Below are 23,540 nucleotides of genomic sequence, written 5' to 3'. Positions count from 1 at the left end.
GACATATCATGCGCTGGGAGTGAAACTGCGGATGCGGCCGGCGGGAGGATGCCGGCCATCTCGGGAGGACATCGATGAGCACCAGCGACCAGCAGCCGGCGCCCCCGCGCCTTGCCATGCCCGAATTGTTGATCGGCATCGGGCTTCTCGCCTGTGCCGCGGCCGTGGCGTGGCAGACCCTGGCGATCCCGGTTTCGCCGCTCTATTCCAAGGTCGGGCCGACCGTCTTTCCCTACATCACCATGACCGGCATGATCGTGCTTTCGCTGCTGCTCATCGTCGCCGCGCTGCGCGGCGGCTGGCAGCCGCAGGAAGAAAAGGAGACGCCGACCGACTGGAAGGCGATGGGCATCGTCGTTGCCGGCCTGGTCGCCAATCTGGTGCTGATCCAGCCGCTCGGCTTCACCGCCGCCTCGGTCATCATGTTCGTGCTCGTCTGTTATGGCTTCGGCAGCAAGCACACGCTGCGCGATGCGCTGACCGGCTTGATCCTGGCGCTTGCCGCCTATTTCGGCTTTGCCAGGGCGCTCCGCGTCAACATTGGCGCCGGCTTCATCGAAAACCAGCTGAATACGGTGGTCGACGCGATCATCGCCACGGTAAGGGGCTGACGCCATGGAGACGCTCGGCCATCTCGCCCACGGATTTTCGGTCGCTTTCTCGCCGACGAACCTGCTGTGGTGCCTGGTCGGCACCACGCTCGGCACGGCCATCGGCGTGCTGCCCGGCCTCGGGCCGGCGCTGACGATCGCGCTGCTGCTGCCGATCACCTACCAGGTGGCGCCGGAGGCGTCCTTCATCCTGTTTGCTGGCATCTATTACGGCGCCATGTATGGCGGCTCGACGACCTCGATCCTGCTCAACACGCCGGGCGAAAGCGCCACCATCGTCACCGCGCTGGAAGGCAACAGGATGGCCCGCTCGGGTCGCGGCGGCGCGGCACTGGCGACCTCGGCGATCGGCTCCTTCGTCGCCGGCACCATCGGCACGATGGGCGTCGCCTTCCTGGCGCCGGTGGTGGTGAAGTTCGCGCTGGCCTTTGGTCCGGCCGAATATTTCTCGCTGATGGTGCTCGCCTTCATCACGGTTTCGGCGGTGCTCGGCTCGTCCTCCGTGCGCGGCCTCACCAGCCTGTTCATCGGCTTCGTCATCGGCATGATCGGCGTCGACCTGCAGACGGGACAGCCGCGCTTCACCTTCGGCATGAACGAACTGCTCGATGGCGTCGATGTCATCATTGCCGCGGTCGGCCTGTTTGCCGTCGGCGAGACGCTCTACATGGCCTCGCGCCGCTATGCCGGCAAGGACGAGATCGTGCCGCTCAAGGGATCGCTCTACATGACAGCGGCCGAATGGGGACGATCGTGGAAGCCATGGCTGCGCGGCGCTTTTATCGGCTTCCCGATCGGCGCCATGCCTGCCGGCGGCGCCGAGATCCCGACCTTCCTGTCCTATGCCATCGAAAAGAAGCTGTCGAAGCACAAGGAGGAGTTCGGCACGGTCGGCGCCATCGAGGGCGTTGCCGGACCGGAAGCCGCCAACAATGCGTCTGCCGCCGGCGTGCTGGTGCCGATGCTCACCCTTGGCCTGCCGACCTCGGCGACTGCCGCAATCATGCTGTCGGCCTTCCAGAGCTACGGCATCAATCCGGGACCGCTGCTGTTGACGACGCAGGCCGATCTGGTCTGGGGCCTGATCGCCAGCCTGTTCATCGCCAACGTCATCCTGGTCGTCCTCAACCTGCCGCTGATCGGGCTGTGGGTACGGCTGTTGAAAATCCCTGCGCCGCAGCTCTATGCCGGCATCCTGGTGTTCGCGACCGTCGGCACCTACGGCATCTCGCAGTCGCCGATCGACCTCGTCATCCTCTATCTCCTGGGGGCCGCCGGCTTCCTGATGCGGCGCTTCGATTTCCCGACCGCGCCGGTCATCATCGGCATGATCCTGGGGCCGCTCGCCGAAACGCAGTTCCGCCGGGCGATGACGATCTCGAACGGCGACTGGTCGGTGTTCTACACCCACAAGCTGTCGCTGGTGCTGCTGATCCTCGCCTTCATCGGCCTAGCCGGGCCGCATATCTGGGCCTTCATCGAGCACCGGCGCCGGCGCGGGCCGGAGCATGTGCCGGGCGATGCCTGAGCAACCTGGAGCATCATGACCGATCTGCTTGCCGGCATCCGTATCCTCGACCTGACCAATGTGCTGGCGGGCCCTTATTGTGCCTACCAGCTGGCGCTGCTCGGCGCCGATGTCATCAAGGTCGAGACGCCGCAAGGCGGCGATCTGGCGCGCCAGCTCGGCGCCTCGCCGGCGCTCAACGAGGCGGGGATGGGCGCGTCGTTCCTGGCGCAGAATGCCGGCAAGCGATCGGTGGTGCTGGATCTCAAGAGCGAAGCCGACCGCGAACGCTTCCTCGATCTCGTCGCCTCGGCCGACGCGCTGGTCGAGAATTTTCGACCGGGCGTGATGCGGCGGCTGGGTCTCGGCTATGAGGTGCTGAAAGCGGTCCGCCCCGGTCTCGTCTATTGCGCCATATCCGGTTTCGGCCAGAGCGGGCCGATGCGCGACAATCCGGCCTACGACCAGATCATCCAGGGGCTGTCCGGTATCATGAGCATCACCGGCACGCCGGAGACAGCACCCTTGCGGGTCGGCTATCCCGTCGCCGACACGCTGGGCGGGCTGGTCGGGGCCTTCGCCATCGCCGCGGCACTGGTCAAGCAGAAGACCTCGGGCGAGGGCGCGTTTCTCGATGTCTCGATGCTGGAATGCACGCTGTCGGCGCTGGGCTGGCCGGTGTCCAACTATTTGACCGCCGGTGTCGAGCCGCAGCCAATGGGCAATGAGAACATGACGGCTGCGCCCTCCGGCGCGTTTCGCACCGGCGACGGCCTGCTCAACATCGCCGCCAACAAGCAGGAGCAGTTCGTCACGCTTTGCCGGCTGATCGGCCAGCCGGAACTGGCCGACGATCCGCGCTTTGCCGAGCGCGAGACGCGCAAGCAGAACCGTGCCTCCTTGAAAGGGCTGATCGAGACAGCGCTTGCGAGCGCCTCGGCGGCTGCCTGGGAAGAAAAGTTCAACCGCGCCGGCGTTCCGGCGGGCCGGGTGCTGACGATCCCGCAGGTGCTTGGCGAGCGCCAGGTGGTCGAGCGCGACATGACCACGCGTTTCCAGGGCCTGCCCGGCATGGAGCAGCCGCTGACAGTGGTGCGCGGCGGCTTCATGGTCGATGGCGCGGCACCCTTGCCGGTCCTGCCGCCACCGGTGCTGGGTGAGCATATGGACGAGGTTTTTTCGACCCTGCCGCCGCGCGCCAGGAGAAGCGCGTGAGCGAGAGAAAAACCGGCCGCGAGCGCGGCGAGGAGTGGTGGCAGACCGGCATCATCGAGATGGGTCCCGGCATCATCCGGCTGCGCGGCTATGAAATCCAGGAGCTGATCGGCCGCGTCAGCTTTCCGGCCACGATCTGGCTGATGCTGCGTGGCGAATTGCCGAGCGAGGAGCAGGCGGCGCTGCTCGGCATTGCGCTGGGGGCGGCCGTCGACCACGGGCCGCAGGCGCCGTCGATCGCCATTGCCCGCATGGCCATCACCTGCGGAGTCGGCATCAACAGCGCCATGGCGTCCGCCGTCAACGTGCTGGGCGACGTGCATGGCGGCGCCGGCGAACAGGCGCTGTCCTTCTATGGCGACATTGCCGTGGCACTTGACCAGGGTGTTGCGCTGGACCAAGCCGTAGCCGCACGGCTCGACCGTTTCTTCGCCGAGGAGAAAGGCTATGTGCCGGGATTTGGCCATCGCTTCCACCCGGTCGATCCGCGCGCGCCGCGCCTGATCGCAGTGACGCGCGAGTTTGCCGCGCGCGGCGTCGTCAGCGGACGCTTTGCCGACATCGCCGAGGCCGTCGAATCAGAGGTGGCACGGCGCAAGGGGAAGAAAATACCGCTCAACATCGACGGCGCCACCGCCGTCATCTATGGCGAGCTCGGCTTTCCGCCGCCGTTGACGCGCGGCCTGTTCGTGCTCTCGCGCTCGGTCGGCATCCTGGCGCATGCATGGGAACAGTCGCAGCAAAGCGAGCGCAACAAAGGGCCGCTGCCGCGCGAATGGCTGTGGGCCTATACGGGCACGCCGCTGCGGCCATTTCCCGCTGAGGGGGATGAGGGTCCCGCTGAAGGGGACGAGGGCAAGTGAGGTTGGTCAGGCCGGGTCCGGCACTGCCGGCTGAGGCGGCGCCAGGTTGGCCATCAGCGTCGAGAGATCCGGCTCATCGATGAGCAACGCCGCGTCCTGCGGCTTGAGCCATGCCCGCTGGCGGCTCTTGGCCTCCTGCCAGTTGGCCAGTTCCTCGGACACCTCCAACAGATAGACGACGACGTCGACGCGCACAAAATTGTGCTCCAGCCGTTTCCAGTAGGAATAGCTGCCGGCAGGCGCCTTGCGGGTCTTGCCGAGCACGCCGGCTTCTTCGCGCGCCTCGATGGTGGCGGCCTTGCGCCCGCTCTTTCCTTTCATCGGCCAGCCCTTGGGCACGATAAAGCGCTTCGTCGCTCGCGACGTCACCAGCATCACTTCGAAATTGCCTGAAACGTCCAGACGAAAGGGAATGGCGGCGACCTGGCGAATGCGTTCGCCTCGCCTTGCCTTGCGTACCGCCTTTTTCTTCGTCGTCGCCATGTGCTGAAAATCCGGTCGGCGGGCGCACCGCCGCACGCCGCCTGCAAACCCTGATATGCCCGCGAGGCAATGAGCATTTTTAGTAAATAAGTCGACTAAGTAAATCGCAAGCGACCGATATCAACGGCAAACACGCACAATCTGGTTGTTGACGATCTGAATCGGACAAGCTTGCCGGACGACGGGCACTTCGGGGCGCGGCTGCGGCACGATCCGACGGTCCTGCTCGCGATATTGCTGCTGCTGTTGCTGGAACTGCTGCCGCTGCAGGCTGTTGCGCAATTGCTGCAGCTGGTTCTGCTGGATCAGCCGGTTGGCGCTGGGATTGACGGACTGAGCCGCAGCAGATTGCATGATGCCGGCGAGCGTTGCCGCCGCCAGCATTGCCGACATGAGAACTGTCGATAGGCGAAGCGTCGACATCAGTTCATTCCCGTACAGATATAACCTCCTCTCTATATAGGGCGTTCGTCTCGATCTGCCATGGGCCGGTCTGCCATGGGCCGATCTGCCACGGGTTGGCGAAATCCCTGAGGAAGCGGCCCGGCCGCACTTGACAGAAAAGATCGATTGACCGCTCTATCGGGCGCGGATCTCGGCCTCAATCGCGGCTGACTCGAGGCACAATCGGGAGCATATTGATGAAAAGCAGGCAAGTATATTTCGCGGCGCTACTGGGCAGCATCTGTATTCTTGGCCCGGTGGCAGTCGCGGCGCAAACCAAGACCGACAAGGCGGCGCCTGCCGCCGCAGCGCCCGCCCCTGCTGCCGGCCCGACATTGCCTGGCGGCGCCTCGGCGCTGTCCGAGACACATGGCGACTGGACGGTCAATTGCCAGGTAACCGGCACGGCCAAGGTTTGCAGCCTGTCGCATCAGCAGTTCAACAAGCAGTCCAACCAGCGCCTGCTGGCCATCGAGCTGTCGAGCAAGAGCGGCGAGGATGCCGCCGGAACGCTGGCGCTGCCGTTCGGCCTGGCGCTCGCCAAAGGCGTCAGCCTGACCATCGACGACCAGAAGCTGGAAGGCAGCCTGCCGTTCAACACCTGCCAGGCCGTCGGCTGCCTGGTGCCGGTGGCGTTCGATGCCAGCGTCACGCCGCTGCTCAAGGCAGCCACCACGCTGAAGATCGACGCCTTCGCGGCCGACACCGGTCAAGCGGTGAGTTTCACCATCCCGCTCAACGGCTTCGGCGGCGCACTGGCACGGACCGCGGAACTCTCGGCGGACTGAGCAGCGAGCGCGCGGCTACTCAACTTCGCGCAGCCGGTACCCCACGCCGGTCTCGGTGGTGATGTAGCGCGGCTGGTCGGGTGATTTTTCGATCTTCTGCCGGAGCTGGCGGACATAGACCCTGAGATACTGCACGTCGGTCGAATCGCCCCACACCTGCTTCAGAAGGAAATGGTGGGTCAGCACCTTGCCGGCATGCTGCACCATAATACGCAATATGTCGTACTCCTTGGGGGAGAGCTTTATCTCCTTGCCTTCGACCTTGACGATGCGCTTGACCAGGTCGACGCTGAGATCGCCGGTGTGGAACACCGGCTTTTCGCCCTGCTGCTGGAATTTGTGGCGCAGCGCGACGCGGATGCGGGCGACCAGCTCGTTCATGCCGAACGGCTTGGTGATGTAGTCGTCAGCGCCGAGTTCGAGCGCCGCGACGATGCCGGCTTCGTCGGTGCGGCTGGACAGGATGACCACGGGCACGTCGAGGCCGTCGCCGCGCCATTTCCGCAGGAGATCGAGGCCACCCATGCCGGGCAGGCCGAGGTCGAGCAGGATCAGATCCGGCTTTTGTGCATCGACGAGTTCGATCGCAGCGTTGGCGTTGGGCGCTTCGCTGACCGCATAGCCCTGGCTGCCGAGGCCGACGCGCAGCAGTTTGCGGATCGGCGGCTCGTCGTCGACGACCAGTATGCTGACGTTGGAATTTGTCATGCCGGATCACCAGAGTTTTGCCCGTCCGCGTTCCGTTCGTCCAGGCCGGGCGATCGTGCCGGCTTCGGCATGCGGATGGTGAAGACCGCGCCTTGGCGATCGCTGCGGTTCGCCGCCATGATCGTGCCGCCCATCGCCTCGATGAAGCCCCGGCAGATCGACAGGCCGAGCCCGGTGCCGGCCTGGACCTGATCGCGCTTGCGCACCCGGTAAAAGCTGTCGAAGACGCGCTCCAGGTCGGCGGGCGGAATGCCCGGTCCCTCATCCATGATCTGCAGCGCGACGGAGCCATTGTCGGCCCAGCCCTGCAGCCGGATTGTCGATCCCTGTGGCGCGTATTTCGCGGCATTGTCGAGCAGATTGAACAGCATTTGTTCGAACAGCACGGGATCAAGCTTCAGCATCGGCAGGTCGGCCGGAATATCAACCTCGGTCTTGTGCCCGGCAGTGATCTTGCGTGCCCGCTGCAAGGCCGAGCCAACGACATCGCCGACATAGTGCAGGGCGAAATTCGGTTCCATGGCGCCCGATTCAATCTTGGTCATGTCGAGCAGATTGGCGATGAAGCGGTTCAGCCGTTCGGACTCGTCGAGCACGGTGGTCAGCAGCTCGGCCCGATCGTTCTCGGGCAGTGCCGGCGCAAATTCCCTGAGCGTGCCGGCCGCGCCCATGATGGCCGCCAGCGGCGTCTTCAGATCATGCGAGATCGACGTCAGCAGTGCCGAGCGCAAGCGGTCGGCCTCGGCCGCCAGCCTGGCGCGGTCGACATCGGCGACCAGCTGGATGCGCTCGATGGCAACCGCCGCCTGGTCGGCCAGCGCGTCGAGCAGGCGCTGTTGCTCGGGCGTCAGCAGCGGGCCTTGCTTGTCATTGTCGAGGCCGACGACGCCGACGGCCGTGCGTGCGGTGCGCAAGGGGAGGTAGAGGCGTTTTGCCCCGGGCAGGGTATCGGCGCCACGGCCGGCAGCCCGGTTGTGTTCCCAAGCCCAGCGTGCAGCCGCGATGTCGGCCTCGGCCAGCGTGTCATCGGGGGGATAACCGGCCTTGACGGTGATCGTGCCTTCTTCCGGCAAAAGCAGCACCACGCGCAGCTTCAGCATCGAGGCGATCTGGAAGGCTGTGGCCCACAAAACGTCGTCGAGCGTGCCGGCGCCGGCGAGCTTCTTTGAAAAGAGGTAGATGTCCTCGGTGGCCCGGGCGCGTGAACGGGCGGCGGCTGCCTGACGCTGCACACGCGCCGTCAGATTGCTGGCGATGACGGCAACGACGAGGAAGACGGNAGACGGCGAAGGCAACGATGCTCTCCGGATCGCGGATCGTCATCGTGTAGCGCGGCTCGAGAAAGAAGAAGTTGAAGGCAATGGCGCTGAGGAAACAGGCGTACAGCGCCGGCCACAGGCCAAAGGTCACTGCCGATGTCAGCACCGCCAGCAGCAGCACGCTGGCAAGGTTGCGAACGTCGAGGAACTGATCGAGGACGGCGCTGACGGCAAGCGCGCCGGCGACATAGACGGTCGAGAAAAGATAAGGCCAGATTTGAAATGGCGTCTGCTCGGCCGCCGCCTTGACCCTCGACGTGGCCTCGTTGTCGCGCTCCGTTCCTGAAATGACATGGACGCTGATATCGCCGGCATTGCGGATCAGATCGTAGGTGAGCGAACCCTCGATCAGTTCGCGCCAGCGCGAGCGGGTCGGCCTGCCGACGACGATATGGGTGAAGTTGTTGGCCATGGCGTGGCGGACGATGTCCTGGGCGACGTTCTGGCCCGGAATGGTCGTCACCTCGGCGCCGAGCTGCTCGGCCAGGCGCAACAGTGTGGCCAGCCGGTCCTTGTCTTCCTCCGACATGGCGGCCGAACGCGGCGTGTCGACATGCAGCGCCGTCCACGGTGCGCGCAGCCGGTCGGCCAGCCGGCGCGCATAGCGGACACGAGACGCTCCGCCCGGACGCGCATCGACGCAGACGAGCACCCTTTCGCCCGCCGCCCAAGGGCCGGGAATCGCGTGCGACTGCATGTGGTTGAGCAACTGCTCGTCGACGCGCTGGGCGGTGCGGCGCAGCGCCAATTCCCGAAGCGCGGTCAGATTGCCCGGCGAGAAATAGTTTTCGACTGCGCGCTGGGCAGTGTTGGGGAAATAGACCTTGCCCTCTTTCAGCCGCTTGATCAGGTCGTCGGGCGTGAGGTCGATGATCTCGATGTCATCGGCCTGGTCGATGATGGAGTCCGGGACCGTTTCGCGCACCCTGACCCGGGTGATCTGCGCCACCACGTCATTCAGGCTCTCGACATGCTGGATGTTGAGCGTGGTGTAGACATCGATGCCGCGCGTCAGGATTTCCTGGACGTCGAGATAGCGCTTGGGGTGGCGGCTGCCTGGCGCATTGGTGTGGGCGAGTTCGTCGACGAGCACCAGCGCCGGCCGGCGGGCGAGAATGGCATCGATGTCCATCTCGTCCAGCACGCGGCCTCTGTAGTCGACCTTCTGGCGCGGGATGACCTCGTAGCCTTGGACCAGCGCCAGGGTTTCCTTGCGGCCGTGGGTTTCGACGATGCCGATGACCACGTCGATGCCGTCGGCAAGCATGGCGCGGCCGGCCATCAGCATTTCGTAGGTCTTGCCGACACCGGGTGCAGCACCCAGAAATATCCGCAGGCGGCCGCGCTCTTCCCGTTCCGCATGCTCGAGCAGCGCGTCCGGAGAGGGTCTGGTATCGTTGCTTCTGGCGTCCGGCATCAGGCTCGATCATGAACGGCGCCGAGGATCGTGTCGATCCCTGGCCCCTGGCTTCAGAGATTGTCTCTCACTGCTTGGTATCGTCCAGTGCCAGGTTGAGCGCCAGCACATTGACGACCGGCTCGCCGAGGAAGCCGAGTTCGCGGCCTTCGACATGGCTGTCGACAAGCGCCTTGACCTTGGCTTCGTCGAAGCCCCTGGCCTTGGCCACCCGAGCGACCTGGAAATAGGCGGCGTCCGGGCTGATGGCGGGGTCGAGGCCGCTGCCGGACGTCGTCACCAGATCCATCGGCACCGGCTGGTTCGGGTTCTCCGCCTTCAGCTTTTCGGCGTCGGCCTTGATGCGGTCGATCAGCTTGGGGTTGGTTGGACCGAGATTGGAGCCGCTGGACGCCGCGGCATTGTAGCCGTCGCCGGCGGCCGAGGGCCGGCCGTGGAAATATGTGTCGCCGGCAAAGCCCTGGCCGATCAGCTCGGAGCCGATGACCGTGCCATTCTTCTCGATCAGGCTGCCATTGGCTTGATGCGGAAACAGCGCCTGGGCGATGCCGGTCATGCCCAGGGGATAGATCAGGCCGGTCAAAACGGTGAAAAAGACGATCATGATAACAGCGGGTCTTATCTGAGTGAGCATGGACGTATTTCCTTAAGCGAGGCAGAGGCCGGTGACGATCATGTCGATCGCCTTGATGCCGGCGAAGGGAACGATGATGCCGCCGAGGCCGTAGACCAGGAGGTTGCGGCTGAGCAGCGCGCCGGCGCCGATGGCGCGGTATTTGACGCCTTTCAGCGACAGCGGGATCAGAGCGATGATGATCAGCGCGTTGAAGATGATGGCCGACAGGATGGCGCTCTGCGGCGTCGCCAGATGCATGATGTTGAGCGCTTGCAGGGGGCCGATGGTATGTCCCGGCGCAACGTAGAAGACGGCAAACATGGCCGGGATGATGGCGAAGTATTTGGCGACGTCGTTGGCGATCGAGAAGGTCGTCAGCGAGCCGCGCGTCATCAGCAGCGCCTTGCCGATCTCGACGATCTCGATCAGCTTGGTCGGGTCACTATCGAGGTCGATCATGTTGCCGGCCTCGCGGGCGGCAACCGTGCCGGTGTTCATGGCGACGCCGACATCGGCCTGCGCCAAGGCCGGCGCGTCGTTGGTGCCGTCACCGCACATGGCGACCAGCTTGCCCTTGGCCTGTTCGTCGCGGATCAGCTTCAGCTTATCCTCGGGCGTGGCCTGGGCGAGGAAATCGTCGACGCCGGCTTCGGCTGCGATCGCCGCCGCAGTCATCGGATTGTCGCCGGTGATCATCACGGTGCGGATGCCCATTTTGCGCAGTTCGGCAAAGCGCTCGCGGATACCACCCTTGACGATGTCCTTGAGGTGGACGACGCCGAGCAGGCGGCCGTCACGCTCGACGGCCAGCGGCGTGCCGCCCGACTTGGCGATCTCGTCGGCGATCGCCTGGAGATCCTTGACGGTGTCGCTGCCAGGGCGCGTGCCGTGAGTGGCCGATGTCGACTGGCTGACATAGGCGAGAACCGAATCGACGGCGCCCTTGCGCACCGACGAGCCATCGATGTCGACGCCGCTCATCCGGGTCTGCGCGGTGAAGGGCACGAAGCTGGCATGCAAGGTTGCCATGTCACGGGCGCGGATGGCGTATTTCTCCTTGGCCAGCACGACGATCGAGCGTCCCTCAGGCGTCTCGTCGGCGAGCGAGGCGAGCTGCGCGGCATCGGCCAGTTCCTGTTCGGTGACGCCCTTGACCGGGCGGAATTCGGTGGCCTGGCGGTTGCCGAGCGTGATGGTGCCGGTCTTGTCGAGCAAAAGCGTATCGACGTCGCCCGCCGCTTCGACGGCACGGCCGGACATGGCCAGCACGTTGAAGCGCACCAGGCGGTCCATGCCGGCAATGCCGATGGCCGACAGCAGGGCACCGATGGTGGTCGGGATCAAGGTGACGAACAGCGCGACCAGCACCGTCACCGGGATATAGCCGCCGGAATAGGAGGCAAAGCTCGGGATCGTGGCGGTGGCCAGCACGAAGATCAGCGTCATGCCGACGAGCAGGATGTTGAGCGCGATCTCGTTGGGCGTCTTCTGGCGCGAGGCACCCTCGACCAGCGAGATCATGCGGTCGAGGAAGGTGTGGCCGGAGGCGGCTGATATGCGCACGCGAATCCAGTCGGACAGAACCTGCGTGCCGCCGGTGACCGCGGAACGGTCGCCGCCGGATTCGCGAATGACGGGTGCGGACTCGCCGGTGATTGCCGCCTCGTTGACCGAGGCCACGCCTTCGACCACTTCACCGTCGGACGGGATGATGTCGCCGGCTTCGACCAGCACGATGTCGCCAACCTTCAGGCTGGTGCCGGGCACCAGCTTGAACCTGGAGCGGTCTTCGCCGGCAAGCAGCTTGGCCTGGGTTTCGGTGCGCGCCTTGCGCAGCGAATCGGCCTGCGCCTTGCCGCGGCCTTCGGCGACGGCCTCGGCGAAGTTGGCGAACAGCACGGTGAACCACAGCCAGATGATGATCTGCAGCGTAAAGCCGAAATCGCCGCCGCCGGTGGCGAGATCCTTGACGAACAGGACCGTGGTAAGAAGCGAGACGATGGCGACGACGAACATCACCGGGTTCCTGACCAGCGTGCGGGGGTCGAGTTTCCTGAAGGCGCCGCCGATGGCCGGCCACAGGATGCGGGCATCCATGATGCTCGCGGATTTGGACTGGCTCATTTGGTGGCTCCAGTATCTGAACTGTTGGCCGGCACCGACCGATCGGATGCCGAAAAGAGGGGCGGCGGGCCATAGGCCAGCAGCCAGATCACGATGATGACTGCCGCGAGGCCGAGGAAGGTAGATACGCCGGGGAAGGGAGGGGGCGTTTCCTCCCCCTCATTGCCGGCTCGTGGGCCGGCTCGCGGCCGGGCCTTTATGCGTTTTGGGTAGAACCAGGACATGACAAGCCTCAGAATGTCTGGCCGTTGATGGCAGCCAGGTGCTCGACGATCGGTCCGATCGCCAGTGCCGGGAAGAAGGTCAGGCCGACGACGATCAGGATGACGCCGACGAGCAGGCCGACGAACAGCGGGCCGTCGGTCGGGAAGGTGCCGGCGGAAGCCGGAACCGTCTTCTTCGTCGCTAGCGAGCCGGCAATGGCAAGCGCTGGAATGATGACGAAGAAGCGACCCACCCACATGGAGATGCCGAGCGTGATGTTGTACCAGGGCGTGTTGCCGGAAAGGCCGCCAAAGGCCGAGCCGTTGTTGGCCGCCGCCGAAGTGTAGGCATAAAGAACCTCGGAGAAGCCATGCGGACCGCCATTGGCCATCGAGGCGACGGCGCTTGGCAGCACGACCGCTATTGCCGTGAAGACCAGCATGACCAGCGGCAGAGCGAGGATGGCGAGCATTGCCATCTTGACCTCCTTGGCCTCGATCTTCTTGCCGAGATATTCGGGCGTGCGGCCAACCATCAGCCCGGCGACGAACACGGTGATGACGATGAACATGACGATGCCGTAGAAGCCGGCGCCGACGCCGCCGACGATGACTTCGCCGAGCTGCATGTTGAGCATCGGGATCAGGCCGCCAAGTGCTGTGAACGAGTCATGCATGGCGTTCACCGCACCGCAGCTCGCAGCCGTGGTGATGACGGCGAATAGTGCCGAAGCGGCAATGCCGAAGCGGCTCTCCTTGCCTTCCATGTTGGCGCCGTCGACGCCCAGCGCATGGACCAGCGGATTGCCCGCGGCTTCCGCCCAGTAGCAGATAACGACGCCAGCGATGAACAGCACACCCATCGTGGCCAGGATCGCCCAGCCCTGGCGCTGGTTGCCGACCATGCGGCCGAAGACGTTGGTGAGTGCAGCACCCAGCGCGAAGATCGTCACCATCTGGATCATGTTGGAGATGGCGTCGGGGTTTTCGAAAGGATGCGCGGCATTGGCGTTGAAGAAGCCGCCGCCATTGGTGCCGAGCATCTTGATGGCGACCTGCGAGGCGACCGGCCCAAGGGCGAGCGTCTGCTTGGCGCCCTCCAGCGTGGTGGCGTCGACATAAGGCCCGAGCGTCTGCGGCATGCCGAGCCAGACATAGACGAGGGTGAGCACGATGCTGAGCGGCAGCAGGATGTAGAGCGTGCAGCGGGTCATATCGACCCAGAAATTGCCGATCGATTTTGCCGAGGCGCGGGCGAAGCCGCGGATCAGCGCCACCGCGATGGCAATGCCGACGGCGGCCGACATGAAGTTCTGCACGGTGAGGCCGGCCATTTGCACGAGATAGGACATCGTGCTTTCGCCGCCGTAATTCTGCCAGTTGGTGTTGGTGACGAAGCTGACGGCGGTGTTGAAGGCGAGATTGGGCTCAACCGATGCCATCCCGGCCGGATTGTAAGGCAGGACGCCCTGCAGGCGTTGCACAAAGTACAGCACCAGGAAGCTGGCAAGGCTGAAGAAGATGATGCCGGCCGCATAGGCGGTCCAGTGCTGCTCCTCGCGTTCGCTGGTGCCCGAGATGCGGTAGAGGCCGCGCTCAACGGGCCCGAGTATTGGCGACAGCAATGTGCGGTCGCCGTTGAAGACGCGGTACATGTAGCCGCCGAGCGGCTTCACCAGCAAAACGACGATCCCGCAATAAACCAGGATCTGTATCCATCCGTTGAGTGTCATGGGTTTCCGTGCCTTGCTTCAGAAGCGTTCTGGGCGAACGAGGGCGTATGTCAGGTAGACGAGCAGGAACAAGGTCACGCCGCCACCGAGGATGTAATCGACAAGCATGGTGCGATCCTTCCGCTTAAAGAGCGTCGCAAGCTTTGATGTAGGCGAGGGAAAGACCGAAGAACAAAACCTCGATCCCGATGACGACGATGTCCATTTGTGTTGGTCCTTGCTTCTGCTTATATTTGGCCCCAGCGACTGGCGAGCCAGAAATCCATGAGAACGACCCGCCGTAGCTTCGAGGGCTACGGTGTCCGGAGCGTTTTGCTCGAAGTGGAATATGGACCCGATCGCCATAAAGGTTCGAGACGGGCCGCGGAGGAAAGATATAAAGTTCCTATAAAGATTTCGGGGAGATGGCTCCGTTCCGGGCCGCCAGAAACCGACGCCATGATATCGCGACCCCCCCTTGCGGCGGCGCCGTCTTTCGAAACAATGGGAAGGCAAGGTGAGGGAAAAACAGATGCTCGACATGGCACCATCGAAACAGGCGGCGACATGGCTTTCCGCGCTTGCACGGGCGCTGGAAACTTATGACGCCGAGGCCGCCGCCAACCTGTTTGTCGACGACTGCTACTGGCGCGATCTGCTGGCTTTCACCTGGAACATCACCACGATGGAAGGCCGCGATGAGATCCGCGACATGCTGCAAACGACGCTGGCGGAAGCGAAGCCCTCACACTGGACGCTGTCCGGCGAGGCGACCTCGGATGAGGGCACCGTCGAGGCCTGGTTCACGTTCGAAACGGCGGTCGCGCGGGGCGAAGGGATTGTGCGCCTCACGAACGGCCGCTGCCGGACCTTGTTCACGGCGGTGCGTGAGCTCAAGGGGTTCGAGGAACAAAAGGGACCGACGCGGCCGCTTGGCATCCGTCACAAGGCCGATCCGAAGCGCGAAACCTGGGCGGAGGCGCGGGCGCGCGAGACGCGCGACCTCGGCGCCACCGAGCAGCCCTATTGCCTGGTGATCGGCGGCGGGCAGGGCGGCATCATGCTCGGCGCGCGGCTGAGGCAACTCGGCGTGCCCACCATCATCATCGAGAAAAATGCGCGCCCCGGCGATTCCTGGCGCAACCGTTATCGCTCGCTCGTGCTCCACGATCCGGTCTGGTACGACCATCTGCCCTACATTCCGTTCCCGGAGAACTGGCCGGTGTTCACGCCCAAGGACAAGATGGGCGACTGGCTGGAGATGTACACCAGGGTGATGGAGCTCAACTACTGGGTCGCCACCAAATGCGTCAGCGCCAGCTATGACGAGGCCGAGAAGGTGTGGACTGTGGTGGTCGACCGCGTCGGCCGGCAGATCACGCTGAAGCCGAAGCACATTGTCTTTGCCACCGGCGCCTATGGCCCGCCACGCCAGATCGCGCTGCCCGGCGCCGAGACCTTCAAGGGCGAACTCCTGCATTCCAGCCAGTATGCAAGCGGCGAGAAATTCCGCGGCAGACGTGTCGCTGTCATCGGCGCGGCAAGCTCGGGGCACGATGTCAGCGTCGACCTCTGGGAGAGCGGCGCAGACGTCACCATGATCCAGCGGTCGCCGACGACAGTGGTGAAATCCGACACTCTGATGGAAGTCGGCTTCGAGATCTTCTCGGAAAAGGCTCTGGCGCGCGGCATCAGCACCGACAAGGCCGACCTGATCGTCGCGTCCACGCCGTTCGCGCTTGTACCCAAGGGCGAGCGGGATCTTTACGAGGTGATCAAGGCACGCGACGCAGACTTCTACGACCAGCTACGCGCCGCCGGCTTCGCCATCGATTTCGGGGAGGACGAGACCGGGCTGTTGATGAAGGCCTACCGCACCGGCTCCGGCTACTACATCGATGTCGGCGCCTGCGAACTGATCATCAATGGCGAGATCAAAGTGAAGAGCGGCGTCGGCATCAGTTCATTGACGCCGACCGGCATCCTGTTCGACGACCGCAGCGAGCTGGCCGTCGATGCGATCGTCGCCTGTACCGGCTACCAGTCGATGAACGAGACCGTGGCGGCCATCGTCTCGCGCGAGGTCGCCGACAAGGTCGGGCCATGCTGGGGCCTCGGCTCCGGCGTCAAGGGCGATCCCGGTCCTTGGCAAGGCGAGCTGCGCAACATGTGGAAGCCGACGGCGCAGGACGCGCTGTGGTTCCACGGCGGCAATCTGGCGCTGTCGCGGTTTTACTCGAAATATGTGGCGCTGCAGATCAAGGCGCGGATGGAAGGGATTGCGACGCCGGTGTTTGGGGCGGTGAGTAACGCAGGGCGCTAGCGATCTCCTCCCCCCTCGAGGGGGAGATGTCGCCGAAGGCGACAGAGGGGGTCGCCACGCGTGGAGCGCTGACCTTCATTCTCGGCAAGGAAGGTCGCGTCCGGTCGAACCGACCCCCTCTGGCCTGCCGGCCATCTCCCCCTCAAGGAGGGAGATTATCCACGCCCGAAATGCCGTGCCGCGACCTCGACATGCGTATGTGCCGCATGCGGCGCGAAGCGCTCGGTCTCGTTGTGGTCGGGCGCTTCGTTCGGCCACCAGACACCGCCGATAACAATGCCTTCTGAGACCAGCCGCTGATCCGCGATCAGCGCCGCACCGACCGCATCGACGAAGGTAAAGCGCCCGGGGCGCAGTCTCAGCACCGCGACATCGCCGACACCGCCAACTTTCAACGTCCCAAGCTCCGGCCTGGCGATCGCCTCGGCTGGCCTTTGCGTGGCGGCGCGCAGCACCTCGACCAGCGGCATGCCCAGCGCCATTAGCTTCGACATGCAGACCAGTATGTCGAAGGCCGGACCGTCGACGCAATAGAGATGCACGTCGCTGGAGATGACGTCGGGCGCGAGGCCCTCGGCCAGCATCGCTTTCGCCACGGCGAAGTCGAACGATCCCATGCCGTGGCCGATGTCGAAGATGACGCCGCGTTCGCGGGCCAGCCGCATGTCCGGCCGCACCGCGCCGGAGGCGAAGACCGGCGCGTTGGGGAACGGGCGAAAACAGTGCGTGAGGATGTCACCCTTGCGCAGGCGCGGCAGCACCTCGGAACGGCCGGGCGGCGGCTCGTCTATATGCGCCATCAGCGGCAGGCCGGCCCGGTCGGCGGCTTCCAGCGCGAGGTCCACCGGCGCGATGCCGCTGGTGCCGCCGGCATGCTTGCCGGAGCGCACTTTTACGCCGACGACGACACCGGCGTGCTCGCGCACCGCGGCCACCGTCTCGCGTGGCTCGCAGAGCCTGAGATCGCTGCATTCGCCGACAGAGACGCTTTGCGAGAAGCCGAATATGCCGGCAAAGGAGATGTTGACATAGGCCAGGATGCGCACCTTCGAGCGCTCGATGACATGGCGGCGAAAGCCCAGAAAATTGCCGGCGCCGGCGCTGCCGGCATCGATGAAGGTCGTGGTGCCGCTCTTGGCCGCCAGCCGGTCGGCGTCGACGCCCAGCGAGGTGCCGCCCCAATAGACATGGCTATGCAGGTCGATGAGGCCGGGCGTGACGATGCAATCACGAGCGTCGACTATCTTGGTGGCGTGCTCGGCATCGATCGCCGCCTCGATGGCCACGATGCGTCCGCCCGCAACGGCGACATCGCGCGGCGCGTCCAGGCCCGAGGCCGGATCGATCAGGCGGCCGCCCTTGATCAGGAGATCGAACTGCATCGGCGCCTGCCTCTCTTCGTTTTGGGGCATGATCTCTGGACAAAACGATTTCCGTTTGTCCGAGAAAACCCCGTCTCCACTTTTCGGGATCATGCCCCGGCTGGTCAAACCGGCCGGTAGGCGACGGCTTCGACCTCGATCTTGATGTCGATCATCAGCCGCGATTCGACCGTGGTGCGGGCCGGCGGATTCTTCGGGAAGTGCTTGGCGTAGACGGCATTGAAGGCGCCGAAGTCGCGCGCGTCCTCGAGCCAGACCGTGGTCTTGACGACATCGTCCATGGTGCAACCGGCCAGCGCGAGTGCCGCCTTCACATTCTGCAGCACCTGCTCGGTCTGCTCGGTGATGCCGCCCTTGACCACGATGCGGTCGCCGTCGACCGGCACCTGACCTGAGATGTAGACGAAATCCCCGGCGCGCACGGCCGGCGACAGCGGCACGTGGGATGTTCCAAAACACTCTTTGGGCAAGGGAAACTCCTGTTCAGAATGGCGGGCCGCGCCCCGTTTTCGCCGACCGCTCTACGCCTGTCCCGGTGATCCTCATAGGGGGCTTTTTGGAAAGCAACATTTTTCCAAACGCGTGTTGCTTTATCGCAGGCTCGCCAGCATCTTGCGCGTCGCATTTTCCCGACAGGAGATTTCAATGACCTTCGACAAGAACCCGTTTCCAGAGGGCGATGCGGATCGTCACGCGCTCTGGGAAATGCTGGTGCGGCGCGACATCGACGCCTTTATCGGTCAGGACTGGTCGATGGTCGAGGATGATTTCCTCGCCGACAGCTTCTTCGGCATGCATGCGCATTTCCTCAGCGATGCCGACGCCTGGCGTCTGCAATTCCCGAGCCTTGCCGTCTATCGCGACGAATGGCTGCGCCAGGCCAAGGAGACGGCGGCGGCCAGATTCGCCGAGCCGCTGCGCGAGGCGCTGTTTCGCGTCACCAACATGCGCGACATCGACGTCGATGGCGACCGCGCCGTGCTGCACAAGAAGTTCAACGGCTCGGTGGCCAAGGCCGATGGCAGCGTCGACAAGCTGAAATGGCAGACGCTGTATTTTTGCAGGAAGGTGGCGGGCCACTGGAAGATCGGCGGCTTCGTCGGCTACATGCCACATCCCTTGGGGATCTGAGTCTTGCCGCTCATGCTATTGCCGTCCTTCGCGCACGAAGACGTCCGCTTCCCGGGCTGCGGCTGTAAAAGCTCGGCGCGGCGCCAACCGAACTCACTCGAACTCAAGCGAGTTGAACGGCACAGGTTCGTCCCACAGGGCTAGCGGGAGCGGTGGTCGAACACGACCGCCATGGTCTTACCAATTGCCGCCATGACGACGAGTTCGACGAGATCGTCGTCGCTGTCGACACAGGTTGGATCCATGCGGCGGATGGCGTCGAGCGCCGCTCTAGTCGAGACGGTATCGCCAGCGCGGAATCTGGAAAGCGCAGAGGAAACAAGGTTCTGGGTTGTCACGTCGATGACAGGTACGCTCGGCACTACGTTCATGGCTTCCTCCTGCCAAGAACCCTCTCCCGAAGGAAATAATACGCCGAACAACGGCGTGTGCCAGCGGAATCGTGGTCCGACCAGATTGCCGGGAGGGCACGTTTGCGTGTTTGATAGGGTCGAGCCCACAGCGTCTAGGACCGGATATGAAACTGTACTTCAGCCGCAATCCCAATCCGCGCCTTGCGGTAGCAACGGCACGTCATCTGCAGGCCAAGGTCGAGTGTGAGTTCGCGGCACCCATGGCGCCCGGGCAGGCTGAGCGGTTTCGTCAGCTCAATCCCAATCTTACCCTGCCGATATTGGCATGGCCGGGCGGCAGCCTGTGGGAAGCCGACGCCATAGCCTGCCTTCTGTCGCGCGAAGCGGGTTCGGATTTCTGGCGCGGCGGCGATGACCAACCCGACATGATCCGCTGGCTGAGCTGGGGCAAGGACAATTTCGTCCGGGCCTGCGACATCGTGCATTTCGAGCGCGGCACCAAGCAGCGCTACGGGATTGGGCCTGTCGACCAGGGCAAGGTCGAGGAGGGGCTGGCGGAGTTCCGCATCGCGGCAGCGATTCTCGAGGCGGAGCTCGCCAAGCGGCCATGGCTTGTGGGCAAGTCGCTTTCCTATGCCGATTTCCGCATGGCGACGTTTTTGCCGTTCAACGATGCAGCCGGCCTGCCGCTGGCGGACTATCCCTCTGTTCTGGGTTGGTATCGCCGGCTCGAAGCCATCGATGCCTGGCGCGATTCCTTCGACGGGCTGGAAGCGCCGCTTCTGCCGCCGGTCAACTCCGCTTGATGTGCCTTCCCTTTGGGCAGATGGGCTGATGTGTGGCGCTTTGGGAGCATAGGTGTGGAACAGCGGGCGAGTTGCCATGGCGCGCTCGACGGCTCGCGGCCGGGTTGATAAGCCCTGTCCGCAAGGAGAGTCGTGACATGACCGTAGCCATCGAGATGGGACAGACGACGGCGGGTGCGTCGGCGGCGCTCGACCTTGAGGAGCTGCTGGCGACCCGGCTTCTGGTGCAGGGCAATTCCGGCTCCGGCAAATCGCACCTTTTGCGCCGGCTCCTGGAGCAGAGCGCGCCCTGGGTGCAGCAGACCATCATCGACCCGGAAGGCGATTTCGTCTCGCTGGGCGACCATTACGGCCATCTGGTCATCGATGCCGAGGAGCATACGGAGCGTGGCCTGCAGGCAGCCGGCGAGCGGGCGCGCATCCACCGCGTCTCCACGGTGCTCAATCTCGAAGGGCTCGATGCCGAGAACCAGATGCGGCGCGCCGCTGCCTTTCTCGGCGGGTTGTTCGAGGTTGCCCGCGAGCATTGGTATCCGATGCTGGTGGTGGTCGACGAAGCGCAGCTGTTCGCGCCCGCCGTGGCCGGCGAAGTGTCCGACGAGGCGCGAAAGCTCTCGCTCGGCGCCATGACCAATCTGATGTGCCGCGGCCGCAAGCGCGGCCTTGCCGGCATCATCGCCACGCAGCGGCTGGCAAAGCTCGCCAAGAATGTCGCGGCGGAGGCGTCCAATTTCCTCATGGGCCGTACCTTCCTCGATATCGACATGGCGCGCGCCGCCGACCTTCTGGGCATGGAACGGCGTCAGGCCGAGGCGTTTCGAGACCTGGAGCGCGGGCACTTCATGGCGTTGGGCCCAGCGCTGTCGCGCCGTCCGCTCGGCGTGCGCATCGGCCAGACCGAGACCAGCCCGCGCAACGGTACGCCGCGGCTGATGGCAATGCCGGAAACAGCGCTTGAAGACGCGCGCGCCATCATCCTGGCGGCGCCGCCGCCCGAGACGATGCGCGCGCCGCGCCGGATGGCGTCGCCGGAGCTGCTCGACCAGCTGATGGCGGCCAAATCGGCGGCGATGGAGATCCGCCCGGAACCTGCGGAACCGGCGGTAAGCGCCGAGGATAGGGCCGAGCGGCGAGAGCGGGTGGACCGTGTCCTGCGCGCCATCCTGGCGCAGCCCGATGCGGGTTTCCGCGTCATCGGCGTGCTTTATCAGGAGTTCGTCGTCCGCTGCCGCATCGAAGGCCTCGCTTCGGTGGTGCCGGACCTCTCAGAATTCCGTCGCATGCTGACGCGTGCCCGCGCCGGGCTCGGCGCCGACATGGCAGGCGATGACGCCTGGCAGGACGTTTCCGTGCGCGCCTCGCTGCTGCCCGAGGACATGCAGGGCGTGTTCATGATGATCGCCCGCGCCGCCAAGGAGGGCTGGCCGTGCCCGAGCGACGCGGCGATCGCGCGCGCCTACGGCTCGCATTCNCGCGCGCCTACGGCTCGCATTCGCTGCGGCGCGCCCGGCGGCTGCTCACCTATATCGAGGAGCAGGGCCTCATCGTCTGCCAGCTCGACGGCACCGGCCGCCGCACGGTGACGCTGGTCGAGCTCGCCTGGGCGACGGCGCCGGGCGACCCCAATGCCGCGGAGGCGGAACAGGGCAGCCTGGCGCTGTGAAAGGCGAACAGGCAGCTACCTGACTTGCTTGCGCGGTTCTGAACAAGATGTGTTTCGCCGATCGGCGCGCGACGATTTATGATGGGTTTCCGAGAATCGCAGAACGGTTCGGGCGGGAGGGTTGTCCGGTGCGGTTGAAATCTCTGGCTGTCTTTGTCTTTGGCCTCCTCGCCGTCGCCGGCATCGCCTTGACGATGTCTGCCCGGTCTTTTGCCGCGTCCTCCGATATACCGGCCTGGCTGCAGGCCCATGTCGGCAATGACGACGGCGAGATTTCGCAAGTGGTGCTGGAGCGGACGCGCGCGCTTTACCTGAAGAAGGTCGCGCAAGGCGCGGTCCACAATGGCTGCTATTTCGCCATGGATGCGACGCGCCCCGGCGATCTCGGCAATGGCGTGCTAGGGCGGCGCTACTACGTCATTTGCGAGGCCAAGCAGTCGTTCAGGGCGATCTCGTCGGGCCATGGCGGCGGCCGCAATTTGAAAGGCGTGGTCGATTTCTCCAACGGCAAACGCTGCGCGAGAAACTTCGGCAATGCCCTGGACTCGTCCTTGACGACCGGTGGCGCCTATATGACCGGCGAGGCAAAGACCTCATTCAAGGGTTTTTACCGCATCGGCGCAAAAAAGGACCAGGCGCTGCTGCGCACCTTCATCCAGTTCGACGGTGAGGGGGAGACGGCGAATGCCAGGCAGCGGGTGATCGGCGGCCACGCGGCGCGGCTGTTGCGCGGCATGTGCCTGCGCAAGAACCCGAACAGCTCCTATGCCGACCATGACGGCTTCGTGCCATACGGCAAGCTGGTGGATTATGCCGGCGGCCGCAGCAATGGCTGCACCAGCTGGTCGCCGGCCGACGCCGACCAGATCATTTCGATGGTGAAGGGCAATCCGACGACGCTCTATATCTACCCGGAATCGCGCGACATCACCGCCCTTGGTAAATCGGGCGCCTATTGGAATGCGTCCTGCCTGAAGGAGATCGGCAAGCCGAAATTCTGGCCGCGAAAGAGCCTTGAGCCGATCATCGCGCAATACGCCAAGGACAACCCGCCACCGCCGCCACAACCGTTGCCGATCTGCACCGGGCCGTGAGGGATGCGTCCTCGGCTCGGCATTGTCGGCGGCGCGGACTGGCTGGGCGGCGCCGCCGATCCGATGGGCTCTACTGATTGATCTCGGGTTCGACGAGCTTTGCCAGATTGCGCAGCGACTCCTGCCAGCCGAGATAGCAGGCTTCGGCCGGAATGACGTCCGGAATGCCGGCCTGCGTGATGTCGAGTTCCGTGCCGACCGACACTTTCTTCAGGAGCACGGTCACTTCGATCTGGCCGGGCAAATTGGGGTCGTCGAACCTGTCGGTGTAGCGCAGGCGCTCGCCGGGAACGAGTTCGAGATATTCGCCGCCGAAGGAATGGCTGCCGCCCGTCGTGAAGTTTCGGAACGACATCTTGAAGGCGCCACCGACTTTCGCGTCGAAGCTTTGTACCGTGCAAGTGAAGCCGTTCGGCGGAAGCCATTTCGCCAGCGCGTCGGCTTCTGTGAATGCGCGGTAGACCTTCTCCGGGCTGGTCGTCAGAACGCGGTGCAAACGTACGGTGCTTGGCATCTCTTCGGTATCCTTTGTGGTTTCGTTGTTCGATCCCCCAAGGACGGGTGAACCTCACCCGGTCCGACATAGCCTGTCAAATTTTTCTTGAGTCCTTTGCCCGCGGCCATCCGCCCGCGACTTCGACCGCGGCCTCAGGCAGGCGGTCGTGTCGCGTCAAATTGCATGCATCATTGATAGGTTGCCTAACTTTCGGCGCGGATCTCACAATTTATTAAAATTGTAAGTCTCTCCTACAAAGTTGTATTAGGGTCAGCTTAACGC

Annotated in this window: 21 protein-coding genes and 2 pseudogenes; 10 read left to right on the top strand and 13 right to left on the bottom strand. The window is 64.4% G+C overall.

From position 1 onward, the window contains the following. The first annotated feature begins 74 nt into the window (after window positions 1-74). Genes X726_RS155845 through X726_RS155860 form a run of 4 tightly spaced genes read left to right on the top strand, consistent with a single transcriptional unit; the run spans window position 75 to window position 4,196 of the window. Window positions 75-611: a tripartite tricarboxylate transporter TctB family protein gene (locus X726_RS155845; RefSeq protein ID WP_023669721.1), complete on the top strand. Its 537-nt coding sequence runs from the start codon at window positions 75-77 to the stop codon at window positions 609-611. Between the two features lie 4 nt (window positions 612-615). Next, window positions 616-2,139, top strand: coding sequence for a tripartite tricarboxylate transporter permease (locus tag X726_RS155850; protein WP_023669720.1), 1,524 nt, complete (start codon window positions 616-618; stop codon window positions 2,137-2,139). Window positions 2,140-2,154: 15 nt separating this feature from the next. Beyond that, entirely contained in the window at window positions 2,155-3,333 is a 1,179-nt protein-coding gene (locus X726_RS155855) for a CoA transferase (protein ID WP_023669719.1), read from the top strand. Then, window positions 3,330-4,196 (top strand): citryl-CoA lyase, encoded by an 867-nt coding sequence (locus tag X726_RS155860; RefSeq protein WP_023669718.1) that lies wholly within the window; start codon window positions 3,330-3,332, stop codon window positions 4,194-4,196. The genes X726_RS155855 and X726_RS155860 overlap by 4 nt, the downstream gene beginning before the upstream one ends. 6 nt (window positions 4,197-4,202) lie before the next feature. On the opposite strand, the gene X726_RS155865 is transcribed toward X726_RS155860, so the two are convergent. After that, window positions 4,203-4,679, bottom strand: coding sequence for an NUDIX hydrolase (locus X726_RS155865; protein WP_023669717.1), 477 nt, complete (start codon window positions 4,677-4,679; stop codon window positions 4,203-4,205). 120 nt (window positions 4,680-4,799) lie between these two features. Beyond that, a complete protein-coding gene (locus X726_RS155870) occupies window positions 4,800-5,072 on the bottom strand; it encodes a hypothetical protein (RefSeq protein ID WP_023669716.1) in 273 nt (90 codons plus the stop codon). Window positions 5,073-5,320: 248 nt separating this feature from the next. On the opposite strand from X726_RS155870, the gene X726_RS155875 reads away from it, so the two are divergent. After that, complete coding sequence (locus X726_RS155875) at window positions 5,321-5,911, top strand: invasion associated locus B family protein (RefSeq protein ID WP_023669715.1); 591 nt, start codon at window positions 5,321-5,323, stop codon at window positions 5,909-5,911. A 15-nt stretch (window positions 5,912-5,926) separates the two neighbouring features. Here X726_RS155875 and X726_RS155880 read toward each other — a convergent pair whose 3' ends face one another. From X726_RS155880 to X726_RS18975, 7 genes and pseudogenes are all read right to left on the bottom strand, one after another. After that, on the bottom strand, window positions 5,927-6,619 hold the full coding sequence (locus tag X726_RS155880; RefSeq protein WP_023669714.1) for a response regulator transcription factor: 693 nt from the start codon (window positions 6,617-6,619) through the stop codon (window positions 5,927-5,929). Next, window positions 6,616-9,355 (bottom strand): annotated as a pseudogene (locus X726_RS01000000166880) (sensor histidine kinase KdpD). The gene X726_RS155880 and the pseudogene X726_RS01000000166880 overlap by 4 nt, the downstream one beginning before the upstream one ends. Window positions 9,356-9,422: 67 nt before the next feature. Next, window positions 9,423-9,989 (bottom strand): potassium-transporting ATPase subunit KdpC, encoded by a 567-nt coding sequence (kdpC, locus tag X726_RS155885; protein WP_031214884.1) that lies wholly within the window; start codon window positions 9,987-9,989, stop codon window positions 9,423-9,425. 12 nt (window positions 9,990-10,001) lie between these two features. Continuing rightward, complete coding sequence (kdpB, locus tag X726_RS155890) at window positions 10,002-12,095, bottom strand: potassium-transporting ATPase subunit KdpB (RefSeq protein ID WP_023669710.1); 2,094 nt, start codon at window positions 12,093-12,095, stop codon at window positions 10,002-10,004. After that, window positions 12,092-12,319 carry a hypothetical protein gene (locus tag X726_RS1000000168875; RefSeq protein WP_084630726.1) on the bottom strand — a complete coding sequence of 76 codons (228 nt, stop codon included), beginning with the start codon at window positions 12,317-12,319 and terminating at the stop codon, window positions 12,092-12,094. The genes kdpB and X726_RS1000000168875 overlap by 4 nt, the downstream gene beginning before the upstream one ends. A gap of 8 nt (window positions 12,320-12,327) precedes the next feature. Further along, window positions 12,328-14,031: a potassium-transporting ATPase subunit KdpA gene (kdpA, locus tag X726_RS155895; RefSeq protein WP_023669709.1), complete on the bottom strand. Its 1,704-nt coding sequence runs from the start codon at window positions 14,029-14,031 to the stop codon at window positions 12,328-12,330. A gap of 18 nt (window positions 14,032-14,049) precedes the next feature. Next, complete coding sequence (locus tag X726_RS18975; RefSeq protein WP_023669708.1) at window positions 14,050-14,139, bottom strand: K(+)-transporting ATPase subunit F; 90 nt, start codon at window positions 14,137-14,139, stop codon at window positions 14,050-14,052. Between the two features lie 403 nt (window positions 14,140-14,542). Here X726_RS18975 and X726_RS155900 point away from each other — a divergent pair, with 403 nt between their 5' ends. Further along, the gene (locus X726_RS155900) at window positions 14,543-16,333 is read left to right on the top strand and encodes an NAD(P)/FAD-dependent oxidoreductase (protein WP_023669707.1); all 1,791 of its coding nucleotides are present in this window, start codon (window positions 14,543-14,545) and stop codon (window positions 16,331-16,333) included. Between the two features lie 155 nt (window positions 16,334-16,488). On the opposite strand, the gene X726_RS155905 is transcribed toward X726_RS155900, so the two are convergent. Further along, a complete protein-coding gene (locus tag X726_RS155905) occupies window positions 16,489-17,715 on the bottom strand; it encodes an amidohydrolase/deacetylase family metallohydrolase (protein WP_023704185.1) in 1,227 nt (408 codons plus the stop codon). Between the two features lie 104 nt (window positions 17,716-17,819). Further along, complete coding sequence (locus tag X726_RS155910; RefSeq protein ID WP_023683098.1) at window positions 17,820-18,185, bottom strand: RidA family protein; 366 nt, start codon at window positions 18,183-18,185, stop codon at window positions 17,820-17,822. A 175-nt stretch (window positions 18,186-18,360) separates the two neighbouring features. Between X726_RS155910 and X726_RS155915 the strand changes: the two genes are divergently transcribed. Further along, window positions 18,361-18,846: a hypothetical protein gene (locus tag X726_RS155915; RefSeq protein WP_023669704.1), complete on the top strand. Its 486-nt coding sequence runs from the start codon at window positions 18,361-18,363 to the stop codon at window positions 18,844-18,846. 140 nt (window positions 18,847-18,986) lie between these two features. On the opposite strand, the gene X726_RS155920 is transcribed toward X726_RS155915, so the two are convergent. Then, complete coding sequence (locus X726_RS155920) at window positions 18,987-19,217, bottom strand: hypothetical protein (protein ID WP_023669703.1); 231 nt, start codon at window positions 19,215-19,217, stop codon at window positions 18,987-18,989. 146 nt (window positions 19,218-19,363) lie between these two features. On the opposite strand from X726_RS155920, the gene X726_RS155925 reads away from it, so the two are divergent. From X726_RS155925 to X726_RS155930, 3 genes and pseudogenes are all read left to right on the top strand, one after another. After that, on the top strand, window positions 19,364-20,005 hold the full coding sequence (locus X726_RS155925) for a glutathione S-transferase family protein (protein ID WP_023669702.1): 642 nt from the start codon (window positions 19,364-19,366) through the stop codon (window positions 20,003-20,005). Between the two features lie 137 nt (window positions 20,006-20,142). Then, window positions 20,143-21,668, top strand: a pseudogene (locus X726_RS19010) (ATP-binding protein). Between the two features lie 128 nt (window positions 21,669-21,796). Beyond that, window positions 21,797-22,762, top strand: a complete 966-nt coding sequence (locus tag X726_RS155930) for a hypothetical protein (protein WP_031214883.1) — start codon at window positions 21,797-21,799, stop codon at window positions 22,760-22,762. Window positions 22,763-22,832: 70 nt separating this feature from the next. On the opposite strand, the gene X726_RS155935 is transcribed toward X726_RS155930, so the two are convergent. After that, window positions 22,833-23,276, bottom strand: a complete 444-nt coding sequence (locus tag X726_RS155935) for an SRPBCC family protein (RefSeq protein ID WP_023669699.1) — start codon at window positions 23,274-23,276, stop codon at window positions 22,833-22,835. Window positions 23,277-23,540: the final 264 nt, after the last annotated feature.

It is taken from the genome of Mesorhizobium sp. LSJC285A00 (genome assembly GCF_000503155.1).
GTDB lineage: Bacteria > Pseudomonadota > Alphaproteobacteria > Rhizobiales > Rhizobiaceae > Mesorhizobium.
This window is presented reverse-complemented; position numbering and strand designations above follow the sequence as displayed.